Origin of the sequence: Streptomyces sp. 130, assembly GCF_007096885.1 — a bacterium.
In the GTDB taxonomy this organism is placed as follows: Bacteria; Actinomycetota; Actinomycetes; order Streptomycetales; family Streptomycetaceae; genus Streptomyces.
Genome location: NZ_VJNO01000065.1, coordinates 1 through 17,747, shown reverse-complemented (window position 1 = coordinate 17,747; position 17,747 = coordinate 1). Strand labels below are relative to the sequence as shown.

The window sequence follows — 17,747 nt, the reverse complement described above, 5'->3', positions numbered from 1 at the left end:
CTGTGGGAGAGTAGGACGCCGCCGAACTCCTTTTAGGAAGAGCCCCGTGCCCTTGTGGCACGGGGCTCTTTCGCGTTCCCAGGGGCGGTATGCAAGTCGCCCGTTCCGGCCGGCCCGGGCGGTTTTGCATAACCCCTGGATCAGGGTATGCTTTAGCTCGTTGCCGCAGGGCAGCAAGGCCCCAATAGCTCAGTCGGTAGAGCGTCTCCATGGTAAGGAGAAGGTCTGCGGTTCGATTCCGCATTGGGGCTCAGAAGAAAGAAGGCCCCGCCGTCAGGCGGGGCCTTCTTCATGTGCGGGGCGGCCTACTGAGGCTCCGGGACCCTCATCGTCAGGATGGCCATGTCGTCCGAAGGCGGCTCGGCGGCGAAGCGCTCGACGGCCCGGAGGATGCGTGCGGCCACCGCGCCCGCCGTGAGCCCCGTGCAGTGGGCGAGCACGTCCGCCAGGCCGTCGTCGCCGAGCATGCGCGTACCCTCGCGGCGTTCCGTCACACCGTCCGTCACGCACAACAGAACGTCACCCGGCTCCAGCGTGAACGCCTGCTCGTACAGCTCCAAGTCCTCCATGACGCCCAGCAAGGGCTGCGGGTCCGCCGCCGGCTCCACCGAGCCGTCCTGGCGCAGACGAAGCGGCAGCGGGTGGCCCGCACAGACGACCTTCAGCAGGGCGCTGCCGTCCTCCTGCGGCCACAGCTCGCCGTAGAGCAGCGTGAGGAAGCGGCTGCGGGTCCCCTCGTCGAGAATCGCGGCGTTGAGCCGTTCCAGGACCGCGGGGCCGCCGAAGCCCTCCCGGGCCAGCAGCCGCAGCGCATGGCGGGCGAGGCCCGTGACGGCCGCCGCCTCCGGCCCCGTACCGCACACGTCGCCGATGGCGAACCCGTACGCGCCGTCCCGGATGGGGAAGACGTCGTAGAAGTCGCCGCCGACCTCATTGCCCTCGCCGGCCGCGCGGTAGATCACGTCCACCTCGACGTTGGGCACGGCGGGCAGGCCCGGCGGCAGGAGGCTGCGCTGAAGCGACTGGCTGATCGCCGTACGCTCCGAATAGAGGCGGGCGTTGTCCAGGGCCAGGGCGGCACGGCGGGACAGGTCCTCGGCCAGCTCCAGGATCTCCTGGCGGAAGTGGTCGTCGGACGGCTTGCCGAGCGTCAGCATGCCGATGACCCGGTTGCGGGCGACCAGGGGCAGGACGACGGTCTCGCCGCCCACCGCCGCCGCGGTCGCCAGTGTCGTACGCGTGGTCGAGCCGAGGCCGCCCGCGTCGCCGATACCGATACTCCGCATCGAGGTCCGCAGCGCCGCCTCGTGGGCGGCCTGGGAAGGAGCGGCCCACACCCGTGCCCCGGGGGTTCGCACGGGCTCCGGCGGGGAGATTCTGGTGAGCAGGCTCCTGAGCCCGTCGATGCGGTCCTCGTCCTCGTGCAGCACGTAGGAGAGCTCCGGATCCGATGCCGGGTCGGCGATCGTGTAGACGGCGCACCACGTCGCCAGCGTCGGCACCGTCATCTGGGCCATCAGGGCCAGCGTCTGGTCCCGGTCCAGGGTGCCCGCCAGCAGATCCGACGCCTCGACGAGGAAGGACAGCGAGCCGCGCCGCAGCCGCTCCAGCTCGCCCAGGCGCGCCGACTCGACGGCGAGGGCGATCCGGTCCGCGGCGAACTGCAGACGCAGAGCCTCCTCGTTGGAGTAGCGGCCGGCGGCCTCGGCCGCGACGCCCAGCGAGCCCGTGAGGCGCCCCTCGACCTTCAGCGGGACCGTGACCACCGAGCGCATGCCCGTGTTGCCGAGCAGCGGAACCGCGCCGGGTACGGCGTCCAGGTCCTCATGGACGGCGGGCATCCGGGCGGAGCCGTACCGGCCGGTGCCGGCCTCGACGGGCACGCGGGCGAAGCGCTGCCGGGCGGAGGGCAGGCCGGTCGTGGCGCGGACCTCCAGTTCGGTCTCGTCGTCCGTGGCCAGCAGGAGGAAGGCGGCGTCGGCGTCGAGCATGTCGCGCGCCCGCTCGACGGTGCGCTGGAGCAGGCCGTCCAGGTCGTCGGGGGCGGGGGAGCCGATGAAGACCTCGAAGGGGTCCGTCTTGCGGCTCTCGGCGGAGTCGGAGACCGGGGCGCGCACGGGGGTCTGGAGCACCGCGCGCTCATAGTCGCGCACCAGCAGGCAGACCGTGGACGGCTCCCCCTGAGGGTCCCGTACGCGCAGGTGGGAGCCGTAGACCGGGATGGTGCGGCCGTCGGCGCCCCGGATGCCGTAGCTGCCCTCCCAGCGGGAAAGGCGCAGGGCGTCCGCGATGCCGGTGCTGGTGCCGGGGGTCTGGGGCCAGGCGGTGAAGTCGGCGAGCTGCTTGCCGATGACCTGGTCCGCCGGGTAACCGAAGAGGTACCCGGCGTCGTCGTTCCACGCGGCGACGGCGCCCTCGCTGTCGATCTGGACGACGGCGACCCTGACGCGTTCGTCGGTGACCGGGAGGAGACCCACGGGCAGCAGCGGACCGGCCGAGCGGACGCCCACCGGACGGTCCGGGAGGTCGAGCTGGAACCAGACATGTTTGCGGGTGGGGGAGTATTCGACGCCCCACCGGGAAGCGAGAGCCGCGCACAGCAGCAGACCGCGGCCGTTCTCGCTGTCGAGGCTGCCGAGATCGAGGCCCGTCGTCTGGAGTGGGATCTCCCGTTCCGGGTAGCGGTCGGCGATCTCGACGCGGACCCCGTCCTCCGTGCGCAGACAGAGCACGTCCGCGGCGGTGCCGGCGTGGATCACGGCGTTGGTGACGAGCTCGCTGGTCAGGACGACGGCGTCGTCGACGACGTCCGTGTACCCCCAGCCCTGGAGCGTGTCGCGGACAAAGGCACGGGCCGTCGCGACGGAGCGCGCCACCGGGTCGAAGGTGGCAGCCGCACGCGCCGTGATCACAGCACTCCCCATATGGTGTCTCGTCGCTTCCCCGAGTCCGTGCCCGTTTTTCGCCGCTTCGATTCGCCTGCCAGGCTAGACGCTCCCCCCGCGCACCGGATACACGAGGGCGGACTTCGGACAGGGCCGGGCGGATACGGACGGATGACCGGACAGGATGGGCTTCCCCCCGGAGGGATGTGGGACAACCATGGGAGGTTCCACCCCGACCGGTTCCCGCCTGGTACGTTTCAACGATTTGACGTCCGCATGGTCACCCGTCGACGGTGGGCTGTGGCGGTGAGCCATGGAAGTTCTGGGCAAGCTCTCGGACGAGGTCCTAGCTAGATGGTCAACCCCTGCGGGAGGGACACGGTGGAGTCTGACGTGGCGGCGCGGGGTTCGGGTACGCGCAGTAAGGGCGGTCAGTCCGTGAAGAAGCAGCGCAATGGAACCGTCGAGGTAGACGCGGCGGCGCTCCACAGACTGCTGGCCGGTCTGGTCGCCATGCGCGACGGCAACTTCCGCAGGCGCGTCACGGTCTCCGGGGATGGCGTGATGGCGGAGCTCGCCGCCGTCTTCAACGAGGTCGCGGACCGCAATGTGCACCTCACCGGCGAGCTGGCCCGGGTGCGGCGCGTGGTCGGGCGGGAGGGCAAGCTCACCGAGCGCCTGGAAACGGGCGCCTGCGAGGGCTCCTGGGCCGCCGCGATCGACGCCTCCAACGAACTGGTGGACGATCTCGCACGCCCGGTGTCCGAAGTGGGACGGGTGCTGTCGGCGGTGGCCGACGGCGATCTCGAACAGCGGATGGAGCTGCGCTCCCACGCGGCGGACGACACGGTACGGCCGCTGCGCGGCGAGTTCCTGAAGGTCGCCCGTACCGTCAACAACCTGGTCGACCAGCTGTCGGCGTTCACCGAGCAGGTGACGCGGGTGGCGGTCGAGGTGGGGACCGAGGGCAAGCTCGGCGGCCAGGCGCAGGTGCGCGGGATGTCCGGGTCGTGGAAGGACCTCACGGACTCGGTCAACACCATGGCGTACCGGCTCACCGCACAGGTGCGCGACATCGCTCTGGTGACGACGGCGGTGGCCAAGGGCGACCTGTCGCGGAAGGTCACCGTCCATGTGGCCGGCGAGATGCTCCAGCTGAAGAACACCGTCAACACGATGGTCGACCAGCTGTCCTCGTTCTCCTCCGAGGTGACCCGGGTCGCCCGTGAGGTGGGTACGGAGGGCGAGCTCGGCGGCCAGGCCGTGGTGCCCGGCGTGGCCGGGGTGTGGAAGGACCTGACGGACTCCGTCAACACGATGGCAGGCAATCTCACCTCCCAGGTGCGCGGCATCGCGGAGGTGACGACGGCGGTCGCCAATGGGGACCTGTCGCAGAAGGTGCAGGTCAGCGCGCGCGGGGAAGTCGCCCAGCTCGCCGAGACGATCAACCAGATGACCGAGACGCTGCGCACCTTCGCGGACGAGGTCACCCGCGTGGCCAGCGAGGTCGGCGGGCAGGGTGTCCTCGGTGGCCAGGCGCAGGTGCCGGGCGCCGCCGGGACCTGGAAGGACCTCACCGACTCGGTGAACACGGTCTTCCGGAACCTGACGACCCAGGTGCGTGACATCGCTCAGGTGACGACGGCGGTGGCCAGCGGTGACATGACGCAGAAGGTCACCGTCGACGTGGCCGGCGAGATGCTGGAGCTGAAGAACACCGTCAACACGATGGTCGACCAGCTTCAGTCCTTCGGTTCGGAAGTGACCCGGGTGGCCCGGGAGGTCGGCGTCGAGGGCCGGCTCGGCGGGCAGGCCGAGGTGCCGGGTGCCGCCGGGACCTGGAAGGACCTCACGGACTCCGTGAACACGGCCTTCCGCAACCTCACGGGTCAGGTGCGTGACATCGCGCAGGTGACGACGGCCGTGGCCAACGGTGACCTGTCCCAGAAGGTCACCGTCGACGTCGCGGGCGAGATGCTGGAGCTGAAGAACACCGTCAACACGATGGTGGCGCAGCTCTCGTCCTTCGCCGACCAGGTCACGCGGATGGCGCGAGACGTGGGCACTGAGGGCCGCCTCGGCGGGCAGGCGCGGGTCGACGGCGTCTCCGGTACGTGGAAGGAGCTCACCGACTCCGTCAACTTCATGGCGGGGAACCTGACCTCCCAGGTGCGCCAGATCGCGCAGGTCACGACCGCCGTGGCGCGGGGAGATCTGTCGCAGAAGATCGATGTGGACGCGCGTGGCGAGATCCTGGAGCTGAAGAACACCATCAACACGATGGTCGACCAGCTCTCCGCCTTCGCCGAGCAGGTGACCCGGGTCGCCCGCGAGGTGGGTACGGACGGGCGCCTCGGTGGCCAGGCGCAGGTGCCCGGCGTGGCCGGTGTGTGGCGTGATCTGACCGATTCGGTGAACGGGATGGCGGGGAACCTGACCGCTCAGGTCCGTAACATCGCGCAGGTCGCCACGGCGGTGGCGCGGGGCGACCTGTCGCAGAAGATCGACGTCGACGCGCGCGGCGAGATCCTGGAGCTGAAGAACACCCTCAACACCATGGTCGACCAGCTCTCGAACTTCGCGGAGCAGGTGACGCGGGTGGCCCGCGAGGTGGGCACCGAGGGAATGCTCGGCGGCCAGGCCGAGGTGCAGGGCGTCTCGGGTACGTGGAAGGACCTCACGCAGTCCGTCAACGGCATGGCCAACAACCTCACCCTGCAGGTGCGGAACATCGCCGAGGTGACGACGGCGGTCGCCAACGGCGACCTGTCCAAGAAGATCACCGTCGACGCCAAGGGCGAGATCCTCGAACTGGTGACGACGGTCAACACGATGGTCGACCAACTGCTCAACTTCGCCGACGAGGTGACCCGCGTGGCCCGCGAGGTGGGCACCGAGGGCATCCTCGGCGGCCAGGCCAGGGTGCGCGGGGCGACGGGCATCTGGAAGGACCTCAGCGACAACGTCAACCTGATGGCCAACAACCTGACCAGCCAGGTGCGCAACATCTCCCGCGTCTCGTCCGCCGTCGCCAACGGCGACCTGACGAAGAAGGTCACCGTCGAGGCGCGCGGCGAGGTCGCCGAGCTGGCCGACACCGTCAACACCATGGTGACCACGCTGTCCTCCTTCGCGGACGAGGTGACCCGGGTCGCCCGCGAGGTGGGCACGGAGGGCGAGCTGGGCGGCCAGGCGCGCGTCCCCGGCGTCTCCGGCACATGGAAGGACCTCACCGAGTCCGTGAACTCGATGGCGTCCAACCTGACGGGCCAGGTGCGCCAGATCGCCGCCGTCACGACGGCCATCGCCAAGGGCGACCTGACCAAGAAGATCGACATCGACGCGCGCGGCGAGATCCTGGAGCTGAAGAACACCATCAACACGATGGTCGACCAGCTGTCCTCGTTCGCCGAGCAGGTGACCCGGGTCGCCCGCGAGGTGGGCACCGAGGGCCAGCTCGGCGGCCAGGCACGGGTCCGCGACGTGGACGGCACCTGGCGCGACCTCACCGAGTCGGTGAACGAGATGGCCGGGAACCTGACCCGTCAGGTGCGCGCCATCGCGGCCGTCGCCACGGCGGTCACGCGCGGCGATCTCAACCTGAAGATCGACGTGGACGCGGCGGGCGAGATCCAGGCCCTCCAGGACAACATCAACACGATGATCGCGAACCTGCGCGACACCACCGCCACCAACAAGGAGCAGGACTGGCTGAAGGGCAACCTCGCCCGCATCTCCGGCCTGATGCAGGGGCGCCGGGACCTGGACGACGTCGCCTCGCTGATCATGAGCGAGCTGACCCCCGTGGTCTCCGCACAGCACGGCGCGTTCTTCCTGGCCACGCCCACCGGCGAGACCGACGCGCTGGGCGCCGAGGCCGAGGGGGCGTACGAGCTGCGGATGCGGGGAAGCTACGGCTACTCCGCCGGCTCCATGCCGACGTCCTTCCGGCCGGGTGAGACGCTCATCGGCACGGCCGCGGAGGAGAAGCGGACGATCCAGGTGGACAACGTTCCGCCGGGGTACCTGAAGATCTCCTCCGGGCTCGGTGAGGCGCCGCCCGCGCATGTGATCGTGCTTCCGGTGCTGTTCGAGGGCAAGGTCCTCGGGGTCATCGAACTGGCTTCGTTCCAGCCGTTCACGCACATTCAGCGGGACTTCCTGAACCAGCTCGCGGAAATGATCGCCACGAGCGTTAACACCATCAGCGTCAACACGACGACCGAGAAGCTGCTCGAACAGTCGCAGGAGCTCACCGAGCAATTGCGGGACCGCTCGCAGGAATTGGAGAACCGGCAGAAGGCCCTCCAGGCGTCCAACGCCGAACTGGAGGAGAAGGCCGAGCTGCTGGCCAGGCAGAACCGCGACATCGAGGTCAAGAACACGGAGATCGAGGAGGCCCGGCAGGTCCTGGAGGAGCGCGCCGAGCAGCTCGCCGTCTCGATGCGCTACAAGTCCGAGTTCCTGGCGAACATGTCGCACGAGCTGCGTACGCCGCTCAACTCGCTGCTCATTCTGGCCAAGCTGCTCGCGGACAACGCCGAGGGCAACCTCTCGCCGAAGCAGGTGGAATTCGCCGAGACGATCCACGGGGCCGGTTCCGATCTGCTCCAGCTGATCAACGACATCCTCGACCTGTCGAAGGTCGAGGCGGGCAAGATGGACGTCAGCCCGACACGGATCGCCCTGGTCCAGCTCGTGGACTACGTGGAGGCGACGTTCCGTCCGCTCACCGCGGAAAAGGGGCTGGATTTCTCCGTGCGGGTGTCGCCGGAGCTGCCGGCCACGCTGCACACGGACGAGCAGCGGCTCCTCCAGGTGCTGCGCAACCTGCTGTCCAACGCGGTGAAGTTCACCGACAGCGGGGCCGTCGAGCTGGTGATCAGGCACGCCGGACAGGAGGTGCCGGACGCCATCCGTGAGCAGTTGCTGGAGGCCGGTTCGCTGCGGGACGCGGACGGCGAGCTGATCGCCTTCTCGGTGACCGACACCGGCATCGGCATCGCGGCCAGCAAGATGCGGGTCATCTTCGAGGCGTTCAAGCAGGCGGACGGGACGACCAGCCGCAAGTACGGGGGCACGGGCCTCGGCCTGTCCATCAGCCGCGAGATCGCGCGGCTGCTGGGCGGCGAGATCCACGCGGCGAGCGAGCCCGGTCGCGGCTCCACGTTCACCCTGTACCTGCCGCTGCACCCGAGCGAACTCCCGCCGCAGGGCTACCCGCAGCTCGCTCCGGGACAGGCCGACGGCCAGACCCGGACGACCGAGGGCGGATGGACGCCGGATGCCGGGCAGGTGTACGTGCCGGACCCCGCGCAGGCCGCCCCGCGCCGCCGGCGCAAGGCCCTCGGAGGCGCACAGCAGCAGCCCGCGCTGCCGCCGCGCCTCGCGCCCGCGCCCGCCGCGCAGCAGGCTCCGGCCGCCGAGCCGGAGGGGTCGGCCGTGGGTGGTCAGGAGGAGCCCGAACAGCCGCGCAGGACGTTCCGGTTCGGGGGCGAGAAGGTACTGATCGTCGACGACGACGTCCGTAACGTCTTCGCTCTCACCAGCGTGCTGGAACAGCACGGACTGACGGTCCTCTACGCAGAGAACGGGCGCGAGGGCATCGAAGTCCTGGAGCAGCACGACGATGTGACGGTCGTACTGATGGACATCATGATGCCGGAGATGGACGGTTACGCGACGACCTCGGCGATCCGCAGGATGCCACAGTTCGCCGAGCTGCCGATCGTGGCCCTGACCGCCAAGGCGATGAAGGGCGACAAGGAGAAGGCGCTCGAATCGGGTGCGTCCGACTATGTCACCAAGCCGGTCGATCCTGATCATCTTCTTTCGGTCATGGAAGGGTATGTGCGCGGTGAGTGAGTGCCCGCTGAGAGAATCCATGAAGATTTGTTGACCGGTGGCGTCCGAAGGAGTGTGGGAACGCGGATTGCGGGGAACCTTCTGGTCTCCCGCCACGTTTCCGGTACGTGCACAGTGACATCACGGTGACAGGGTGTGGTGACCGCCGGGGTGCGGTTACCATGACCGGCACGAGGACGGGCGGCGTAAGGGAGCCGTCCCCCGGGGCGGCGCCCGGTGCGATTCCGGGGCGAGGAGGGCGGGCCATGGTGCAGAAGGCCAAGATCCTCCTGGTCGATGACCGGCCGGAGAATCTGCTGGCGCTGGAGGCCATCCTCTCTGCGCTCGATCAGACACTGGTACGGGCATCGTCAGGGGAGGAGGCGCTCAAAGCGCTGCTCACGGACGACTTCGCGGTCATTCTGCTGGACGTCCAGATGCCGGGCATGGACGGTTTTGAAACCGCCGCGCACATCAAGCGGCGGGAGCGGACCCGGGACATCCCGATCATCTTCCTCACCGCGATCAATCACGGCCCGCACCACACCTTCCGGGGTTACGCGGCCGGCGCGGTGGACTACATCTCGAAGCCCTTCGACCCGTGGGTGCTGCGCGCCAAGGTCTCGGTCTTCGTCGAGCTGTACATGAAGAACTGTCAGCTGCGGGAGCAGGCGGCGCTGCTGCGGCTCCAGCTGGAGGGCGGCGGCCGGTCGAGCGCCCAGCAGGACAAGGAGCCCGCCGGCCTGCTGGCCGAGCTCTCCGCGCGGCTCGCGGCCGTCGAGGAGCAGGCGGAGGCGCTCTCCAAGCAGCTCGACGACGAGTCCGCGGACGCGGGCGCGGTGGCGACCGCCGCCCATCTCGAACGGAAACTGACCGGGCTGCGCCGCGCGCTCGACGCGCTGGAGCCGGGCACCGGCGGGGCGTCGGCGGCCCTTCCCTCGTAGCGGCGCATCCGCCGTGTCCGCGGGGCGTCTTCGGGTGTGCCGGAGCAACTGATGCGCGGCTGCCGGGCTTCGGTGCGCATCCCCCGGTGAGGGCGCGTCAGTTTCCGGCCCGCGCAGGGCGACACGGACGGGTGAACCGGCACGCACCGACGTCCACAGAGGTGGACACCGGTAACCTCGGCACCATGGCCTCACGTACGTCCGGCAAGGGTTCCCAGGGCACGGCGGGCACCGCGAAGCGCGTCGGCGGTGGCCCGGGCCCGGCGAAGAAAGCCGCGCCCGCCAAGAAGACCGCAGCGAAGGCGCCCGCGAAGAAGGCGCCGGCCAAGAAGACCGCGGCGAAGAAGGCCGCTCCGCCGCCGCGTCCGGCGCCCTCGCCCACGAACGGCGTGTACCGGCTGGCGCGGGCGCTGTGGCTGGGCGCGGCCCACGCCGTCGGCGCGATGTTCCGCGGCATAGGGCGCGGCGCCAAGGGCCTCGATCCCGCCCACCGCAAGGACGGCGTCGCGCTGCTGCTGCTCGGCCTCGCGCTGATCGTCGCCGCGGGCACCTGGTCGAACCTGCGCGGCCCCGTGGGCGACCTCGTGGAGATGCTGGTCACCGGGGCGTTCGGCCGGCTCGACCTGCTCGTGCCGATACTGCTGGGCGTCATCGCGGTACGGCTGATCCTGTATCCCCAGCGGCCCGAGGCCAACGGCCGCATCGTCATCGGCCTCTCCGCCCTGGTCATCGGCGTGCTCGGGCAGGTCCACATCGCGTGCGGCTCACCGGGGCGCGGCGAGGGGACCGCGGCCATGCAGGACGCGGGCGGCCTCATCGGCTGGGCCGCCTCCAAGCCGCTGATCTTCGCCATGGGCGAGGTGCTGGCCGTGCCGCTGCTCCTGCTGCTCACCGTCTTCGGGCTGCTGGTCGTCACGGCGACCCCGGTGAACGCCATCCCGCAGCGGCTGCGGCTGCTGGGCGTCAAGCTGGGCATCGTGGAGCCGGCGTACGACCCGGAGGACCCGGCCGACGACGAGCGGTACGACGAGCAGTGGCGCGAGGCGCTGCCGGGCGCCTCACGCCGCTCCCCGGCCCGCCGCTCCCAGGCACCCGACGCTTACGACCCGGACCTCGCGGAGTCCGAGGCGCTGACCAAGCGCCGCAGGCCGCGCAGGCCCTCGGTGCAGCCCGCGATGAACCGCACGATGGACGCGGTGGACGTCGCCGCCGCCGCTGCCGCCGCGCTCGACGGGGCCGTGCTCAACGGCATGCCCCCCTCGCCGGTCGTCGCCGACCTGACCCAGGGCGTCTCGGTGGACCGCGAGCGGGCGGGTACGCCGGTGCCCGGTGCCCGGGAGGCGGAGCCGGCCGGGAAGCGGGCGGAGGCCACGCCCGCGGCCGGTGTCCCCGATCTGACCAAGCCGGCGCCCGAGCCCCCCGAGCCCCACTCGCTGCCCGCCCGGGCCGAGCAGCTCCAGCTCTCCGGCGACATCACGTACTCGCTGCCCTCGCTCGATCTGCTGGAGCGCGGTGGTCCCGGCAAGACCCGCAGCGCCGCCAACGACGCGATCGTCGCCTCGCTGACCAACGTGTTCACCGAGTTCAAGGTGGACGCCGCCGTCACCGGCTTCACCCGCGGGCCGACGGTGACGCGCTACGAGGTGGAGCTCGGCCCGGCCGTGAAGGTCGAGCGGATCACGGCGCTCACCAAGAACATCGCGTACGCGGTCGCCAGCCCCGACGTCCGCATCATCTCGCCGATTCCGGGCAAGTCCGCGGTCGGCATCGAGATCCCCAACTCCGACCGGGAGATGGTCAACCTCGGTGATGTGCTGCGGCTGGCGGACGCGGCCGAGGACGACCACCCCATGCTCGTCGCGCTCGGCAAGAACGTGGAGGGCGGCTACGAGATGGCCAACCTCGCGAAGATGCCGCACGTCCTGGTGGCCGGCGCGACCGGTTCCGGCAAGTCGTCCTGCATCAACTGTCTGATCACCTCGATCATGGTGCGGGCCACGCCGGAGGACGTCCGGATGGTCCTGGTCGACCCGAAGCGGGTCGAGCTCACCGCGTACGAGGGCATCCCGCACCTGATCACGCCGATCATCACCAACCCGAAGAAGGCCGCCGAGGCACTCCAGTGGGTCGTACGGGAGATGGACCTGCGCTACGACGACCTCGCGGCCTTCGGCTACCGGCACATCGACGACTTCAACCACGCGGTGCGCACCGGCAAGCTCAAGACGCCCGAGGGCAGCGAACGGGAGCTCGCGCCCTACCCGTATCTGCTGGTGATCGTCGACGAGCTGGCCGACCTGATGATGGTCGCCCCGCGCGACGTCGAGGACTCGATCGTCCGCATCACCCAGCTGGCCCGCGCCGCCGGCATCCACCTGGTGCTCGCCACGCAGCGCCCCTCGGTGGACGTCGTCACCGGTCTGATCAAGGCGAACGTGCCCTCGCGGCTGGCCTTCGCCACGTCCTCGCTCGCCGACAGCCGCGTCATCCTGGACCAGCCCGGCGCCGAGAAACTCATCGGAAAGGGTGACGGCCTGTTCCTGCCGATGGGCGCGAACAAGCCGACCCGTATGCAGGGCGCGTTCGTCACCGAGGACGAGGTCGCGGCCGTCGTCCGGCACTGCAAGGACCAGATGGCCCCGGTCTTCCGGGACGACGTGGTGGTCGGCACGAAGCAGAAGAAGGAGATCGACGAGGACATCGGCGACGACCTCGACCTGCTGTGCCAGGCCGCCGAGCTGGTCGTGTCCACCCAGTTCGGATCGACCTCGATGCTCCAGCGCAAGCTGCGGGTCGGCTTCGCCAAGGCCGGACGGCTGATGGACCTGATGGAGTCGCGCAACATCGTCGGACCGAGCGAGGGCTCCAAGGCGCGCGACGTCCTGGTGAAGCCGGACGATCTCGACGGGGTGTTGGCCCAGATCCGTGGGGAAACCGCTTCGTAAGAGTTTTACGGGCAACCGTTTCGCCGGGCCGCACGTCAAGTTGAAGGGAAGGACGCGACGTCCTTCCCCGGGGCGTCCCGGCGAAACCGGCTGTGTCCGAATCTGATGGCGTACAAAGTCCACCCGCCCGGTTGCCCCACCCTTTCGTACCCCCCCTAGACTGAACACCCAGCAGGTGGCTCACGCTCGAAAGGCGCCCCCGTGTCCATCGGCAACTCCCCCGAAGACGACCGGCCTTCGATCGGTCGAGTGCTTCAGCAGGCTCGTCTCGCCGCAGGTCTCACGGTCGAAGAGGTCAGCACGTCCACCCGGGTGCGCATCCCCATCGTGCACGCGATCGAGCAGGACGACTTCTCCCGCTGCGGCGGCGACGTGTACGCCCGCGGCCACATCCGTACGCTCGCCCGTGCCGTCGGCACCGACCCGGAACCGCTGATCGCGCAGTACGACGCCGAGCACGGCGGCCGTCCCGCGCCCACGCCGGCGGCGCCGCTGTTCGAGGCCGAACGCATCCGCTCCGAACCCCGCAGGCCCAACTGGACGGCGGCCATGGTCGCGGCGATCGTCGCCGTGATCGGTTTCGTCGGCTTCACCTTCTTCAAGGGCGGCGACGACGGGCCCTCGACCGCCGGCCGCGTCGCCGAGGGCCCGACCTCCGACAAGATCGCCCCGAAGCCCTCCGCCAGCAAGCCCGCCGACCCCAAGCAGGCCCCGTCCGAGAGCGCCATCGCCGCGGCGCCCCAGGACAAGGTGACCGTCAAGCTCAGCGCCACCCAGGGCAAGAGCTGGATCTCCGCCAAGGACCACAACGGCCGCTCCCTCTTCGACGGCACCCTTCAGCAGGGCCAGTCGAAGACCTTCCAGGACAAGGAGCGCGTCGACCTCATCCTCGGAAACGCGGGCTCGATCGAGCTCTTCGTGAACGGGAAGAAGGTCGAGGACCAGTTCAAGCCCGGACAGGTCGAACGCCTCTCGTACACCAAGGGCGACCCCGAGGTCGGCTGACCGGCCCCCCTGGACATCGCGGCGCGGCGAGCGCCCGGCCACCGTGCCGGGCGCTCGCCGTTTTCGTCACCGTGGGTGACGGCACAACCCTCCGCGGCGGGGCCGGTGCCGGGACAAAGTAGTCTTGAGTCCATGCCCGAACGCCGTACCGTCGCCCTTGTCACTCTTGGCTGCGCCCGTAACGAGGTGGACTCGGAGGAGCTCGCAGGCCGCCTGGCAGCGGACGGCTGGGAGCTCGTCGAGGATGCCTCCGATGCCGACGTCGCCGTCGTCAACACCTGTGGGTTCGTGGAGGCCGCCAAGAAGGACTCCGTCGACGCCCTCCTCGAAGCCAATGATCTGAAGGACCACGGCCGCACCCAGGCCGTCGTCGCCGTCGGCTGCATGGCCGAGCGCTACGGCAAGGACCTCGCCGAGGCCCTGCCGGAAGCGGACGGCGTCCTCGGCTTCGACGACTACGCCGACATCTCCGACCGCCTCCAGACCATCCTCAGCGGCGGCATCCACGCCTCCCACACCCCGCGCGACCGCCGCAAGCTGCTGCCGATCAGCCCCGCCGAGCGGCAGGACGCCGCCGTGGCCCTGCCCGGCCACGCGCAGGAGATCGCCCCCGCCCCCGCCGACCTGCCGGAGGGCGTCGCCCCGGTCTCAGGGCCGCGCGCGCCGCTGCGCCGCCGGCTGGGCACCAGCCCCGTCGCCTCGGTCAAGCTGGCCTCCGGCTGCGACCGACGATGTTCCTTCTGCGCCATCCCGTCCTTCCGCGGCTCCTTCATCTCCCGCCGCCCCTCGGACGTGCTGGGCGAGACCCGCTGGCTCGCCGAGCAGGGGGTGAAGGAGGTCATGCTGGTCTCCGAGAACAACACCTCGTACGGCAAGGACCTCGGTGACATCCGTCTCCTGGAGACCCTGCTGCCCGAGCTCGCGGCGGTCGACGGGATCGAGCGCATCCGCGTCAGCTACCTGCAGCCCGCAGAGATGCGGCCCGGCCTGATCGACGTGCTCACCTCGACGCCGAAGGTCGCCCCCTACTTCGACCTGTCCTTCCAGCACTCGGCACCCGGCGTCCTGCGGGCGATGCGCCGCTTCGGCGACACCGACCGCTTCCTGGAACTGCTCGACACCATCCGGGGCAAGGCACCGCAGGCCGGCGCCCGGTCCAACTTCATCGTCGGCTTCCCCGGCGAGACCGAGGACGACCTCGCGGAGCTGGAACGGTTCCTCACCGGCGCCCGGCTCGACGCCATCGGCGTCTTCGGCTACTCCGACGAGGAGGGCACCGAGGCGGTCGGCTACGACGACAAGCTCGACGCCGACGTCATCGCGGAGCGCCTCGCGCACATCTCCCAGCTCGCCGAGGAACTGACCTCGCAGCGCGCCGAGGAGCGCATGGGCGAAACGCTCCAGGTGCTGGTCGAGTCCGTGGAGCCCACCGAGGACGAGCCGCGCGCCTACGGCCGCGCCGCGCACCAGGCGCCCGAAACCGACGGCCAGGTGCTCTTCACCACACGCGAGGGCCTGCTCCCGGGCCGTATGGTCGAGGCAAAGGTCGTGGGCACCGAAGGCGTGGACCTGATCGCCGAGTGCAGTGAACTTGGGGAGGTAGCCAGATGACCGGAGTCCCGGCATCCGCGGCAGGCGGTTCCGGCGCGACGCCGGTCCGCGGCGGGAAGCTGGGCGCCGCTGCGGTCAATCAGGCCAGTCTGTGGAACATCGCGAACCTCCTGACGATGGCCCGGCTCGTGCTCGTCCCCGGCTTCGTGGTGCTGCTGCTCCACAACGGCGGATACGACCCGGCCTGGCGCTCCTTCGCCTGGGCCGCCTTCGCCATCGCCATGATCACCGACCTGTTCGACGGTCACCTGGCGCGCACGTACAACCTGGTCACCGACTTCGGGAAGATCGCCGACCCGATCGCCGACAAGGCGATCATGGGCGCGGCGCTGATCTGTCTGTCGTACCTGGGCGACCTGCCCTGGTGGGTCACGGGCGTGATCCTCTTCCGCGAGCTGGGCATCACGCTGATGCGCTTCTGGGTGATCCGGCACGGAGTCATTCCGGCCAGCCGCGGCGGCAAGATGAAGACGCTGGCCCAGGGGACGGCCGTCGGGATGTACGTCCTGGCGCTGACCGGTCCGCTGGCCACCCTGCGCTTCTGGGTGATGGCGGTGGCCGTCGTATTGACGGTCGTCACCGGTCTGGACTACATCCGCCAGGCCGTCGTGCTGCGGCGCCAGGGACTCGCGGCGGAGCGGGCGGCGGCGCAGGCGCCCCAGAGTGCCCCCGAGGAGGCCGGCACGGTCACCGAGCCCGCGGGGGCCCGGGGGCCGGCGGAGGCCGAGCGGTGACTGCCGCCGGCCGGGTGCTGCGGCTGCTCGTCGAGCGGGGGCAGACCCTCGCCGTCGCGGAATCGCTGACCGGCGGCCTGGTCGCGGCCGAACTCACGTCCGTACCGGGTGCCTCCCAGGCCTTCAGGGGTTCGGTGACGGCGTACGCGACCCCCCTCAAGAGTGAAGTCCTCGGGGTGGACGCCGGTCTCCTGGCGGAGCGCGGGGCGGTCGACGCGGACGTCGCCTGTCAGATGGCGACAGGCGTACGGCGGGCGCTGGGCGCAGACTGGGGAGTGGCGACCACCGGCGTCGCCGGCCCCGAACCCCAGGACGGTCAACCCGTCGGGACGGTCTTCGTCGCGGTCAGCGGCCCGCACGGCACCGGGAAAGTGGCCGCGCTGCGGTTGAAAGGCGACCGGGCGGACATCCGTAAGGAGAGCGTACGGAGCGCGCTCGACCTGCTCTCAGGCGAACTCCACGAGAATGCGAGCGCACAGGATACGGAAGAGAACGGGGGGAATTGATGTTTGCAGCCCTGAGTGAACACGACATCGCTCCCCGCACGGCCGCAGCGCTAGGCGGTACGGTGGGGCGTGAAGGATGCGGCTACGCGGTCCGAGGAGGGAGCCACCGATGATTCTGCTCCGTCGCCTGCTGGGTGACGTGCTGCGTCGGCAGCGCCAGCGCCAAGGCCGTACTCTGCGCGAAGTCTCCTCGTCCGCCCGAGTTTCGCTCGGCTATCTCTCCGAGGTGGAGCGGGGGCAGAAGGAGGCATCCTCCGAACTGCTCTCCGCCATTTGCGACGCGCTTGACGTACGGATGTCCGAGCTCATGCGTGAAGTGAGCGATGAGCTGTCCCTGGCCGAACTGGCCGAGTCGGCAGCAGCCAGCGATCCGGTACCCGTACCGGTGCGCCCCATGCTCAACTCCGTCTCCGTTACCTCGGTGGCGGGTGTACCGACGGGGCGGGTGACCATCAAGGCACCCGCGGAAGCGGTGGACGTGGTCGCCGCCTGACCGTTCGGTTCGGTGTGAAGCCGAGGCCCCGGTTCTCTCCCTGTGGTGGGGGAGGACCGGGGCTTTCGTGTGCCTACGGGCGGTTTTCGTGGGCCCTGCCGTGTGTCAGCGGGGCGATGGGGGGCAGGTGCGTGGATGAGAGACCGAGGAAGCCTTCCGAGCGGACTTGTCGCAGTCATCGGGCGCTTTCTCAAATGACCGTTTTGCTTCGTTTGTGCCATCGTGGGTGGTGCTGAACGGAACGGATTCCAGATCGGAGACGTGCATGTCTGTGGTGAAGAGCCCACTGTCCGAGGCCGACCTCAAGACCGTCGGAGACGCCCTCCAGGGTGCTCTGGTGGACCTCCTCGACCTTTCTCTGGTGGCCAAGCAGGTCCACTGGAACGTGGTCGGGCCGCGGTTCAGGTCCGTGCACCTCCAGCTCGACGATGTCGTGGACACCGCTCGCCAGCACTCCGACACGGTCGCGGAGCGGGCGTCCGCGCTCGGCGTCAACCCGGACGGCCGAGCCGCCACGATCGCCAAGAGCACGGCCATCGCCTCCACGTCCGAAGGCTGGATCAAGGACGTGGACGCGGTGAAGACCCTGGTCGACGCCCTCGGCGTGGTGATCGGACGGATGCGCGAGCGCATCGAGGCGACCGAGACCCCGGACCCGGTCAGCCAGGACATCCTGATCACGCTGACCGCCGACCTCGAGAAGCACGCCTGGATGTTCCAGGCCGAGAGCGCCTGAGCAGGTCACGGGGCTGCGGGCCGGTTGACCTGGGAAGAGACGCA

10 protein-coding genes and 1 tRNA gene are annotated in these 17,747 nt (G+C 69.9%); 10 read left to right on the top strand and 1 reads right to left on the bottom strand.

The window, feature by feature from the left end; translation table 11 throughout:
- The first annotated feature begins 178 nt into the window (after nt 1-178).
- Nucleotides 179-251: transfer RNA gene (locus FKN01_RS31250), tRNA-Thr, on the top strand.
- 54 nt (nt 252-305) lie between these two features.
- Here FKN01_RS31250 and FKN01_RS31245 read toward each other — a convergent pair.
- A complete protein-coding gene (locus FKN01_RS31245; protein ID WP_143626025.1) occupies nt 306-2,912 on the bottom strand; it encodes a SpoIIE family protein phosphatase in 2,607 nt (868 codons plus the stop codon).
- Nucleotides 2,913-3,323: 411 nt separating this feature from the next.
- On the opposite strand from FKN01_RS31245, the gene FKN01_RS31240 reads away from it, so the two are divergent.
- The 9 genes from FKN01_RS31240 to FKN01_RS31200 all read left to right on the top strand — a co-directional run bounded on the left by FKN01_RS31240 (nt 3,324) and on the right by FKN01_RS31200 (nt 17,703).
- A complete protein-coding gene (locus FKN01_RS31240; RefSeq protein WP_143626024.1) occupies nt 3,324-8,750 on the top strand; it encodes a HAMP domain-containing protein in 5,427 nt (1,808 codons plus the stop codon).
- Between the two features lie 245 nt (nt 8,751-8,995).
- A complete protein-coding gene (locus FKN01_RS31235; protein WP_143626023.1) occupies nt 8,996-9,673 on the top strand; it encodes a two-component system response regulator in 678 nt (225 codons plus the stop codon).
- A gap of 185 nt (nt 9,674-9,858) precedes the next feature.
- Nucleotides 9,859-12,618, top strand: coding sequence for a DNA translocase FtsK (locus FKN01_RS31230; RefSeq protein WP_143626022.1), 2,760 nt, complete (start codon nt 9,859-9,861; stop codon nt 12,616-12,618).
- 201 nt (nt 12,619-12,819) lie between these two features.
- Complete coding sequence (locus FKN01_RS31225) at nt 12,820-13,623, top strand: helix-turn-helix domain-containing protein (protein WP_143626021.1); 804 nt, start codon at nt 12,820-12,822, stop codon at nt 13,621-13,623.
- A 132-nt stretch (nt 13,624-13,755) separates the two neighbouring features.
- Nucleotides 13,756-15,234, top strand: a complete 1,479-nt coding sequence (gene rimO, locus FKN01_RS31220) for a 30S ribosomal protein S12 methylthiotransferase RimO (RefSeq protein ID WP_143626020.1) — start codon at nt 13,756-13,758, stop codon at nt 15,232-15,234.
- Complete coding sequence (pgsA, locus tag FKN01_RS31215; RefSeq protein WP_143626019.1) at nt 15,231-15,968, top strand: CDP-diacylglycerol--glycerol-3-phosphate 3-phosphatidyltransferase; 738 nt, start codon at nt 15,231-15,233, stop codon at nt 15,966-15,968. The genes rimO and pgsA overlap by 4 nt, the downstream gene beginning before the upstream one ends.
- Nucleotides 15,965-16,474 carry a CinA family protein gene (locus tag FKN01_RS31210; RefSeq protein ID WP_143626018.1) on the top strand — a complete coding sequence of 170 codons (510 nt, stop codon included), beginning with the start codon at nt 15,965-15,967 and terminating at the stop codon, nt 16,472-16,474. Before pgsA ends, FKN01_RS31210 begins: the two co-directional genes overlap by 4 nt.
- Nucleotides 16,475-16,583: 109 nt before the next feature.
- The gene (locus FKN01_RS31205; protein ID WP_018105285.1) at nt 16,584-16,967 is read left to right on the top strand and encodes a helix-turn-helix domain-containing protein; all 384 of its coding nucleotides are present in this window, start codon (nt 16,584-16,586) and stop codon (nt 16,965-16,967) included.
- A gap of 265 nt (nt 16,968-17,232) precedes the next feature.
- A complete protein-coding gene (locus tag FKN01_RS31200) occupies nt 17,233-17,703 on the top strand; it encodes a Dps family protein (protein WP_143626017.1) in 471 nt (156 codons plus the stop codon).
- The last annotated feature ends 44 nt before the right edge of the window (nt 17,704-17,747 follow it).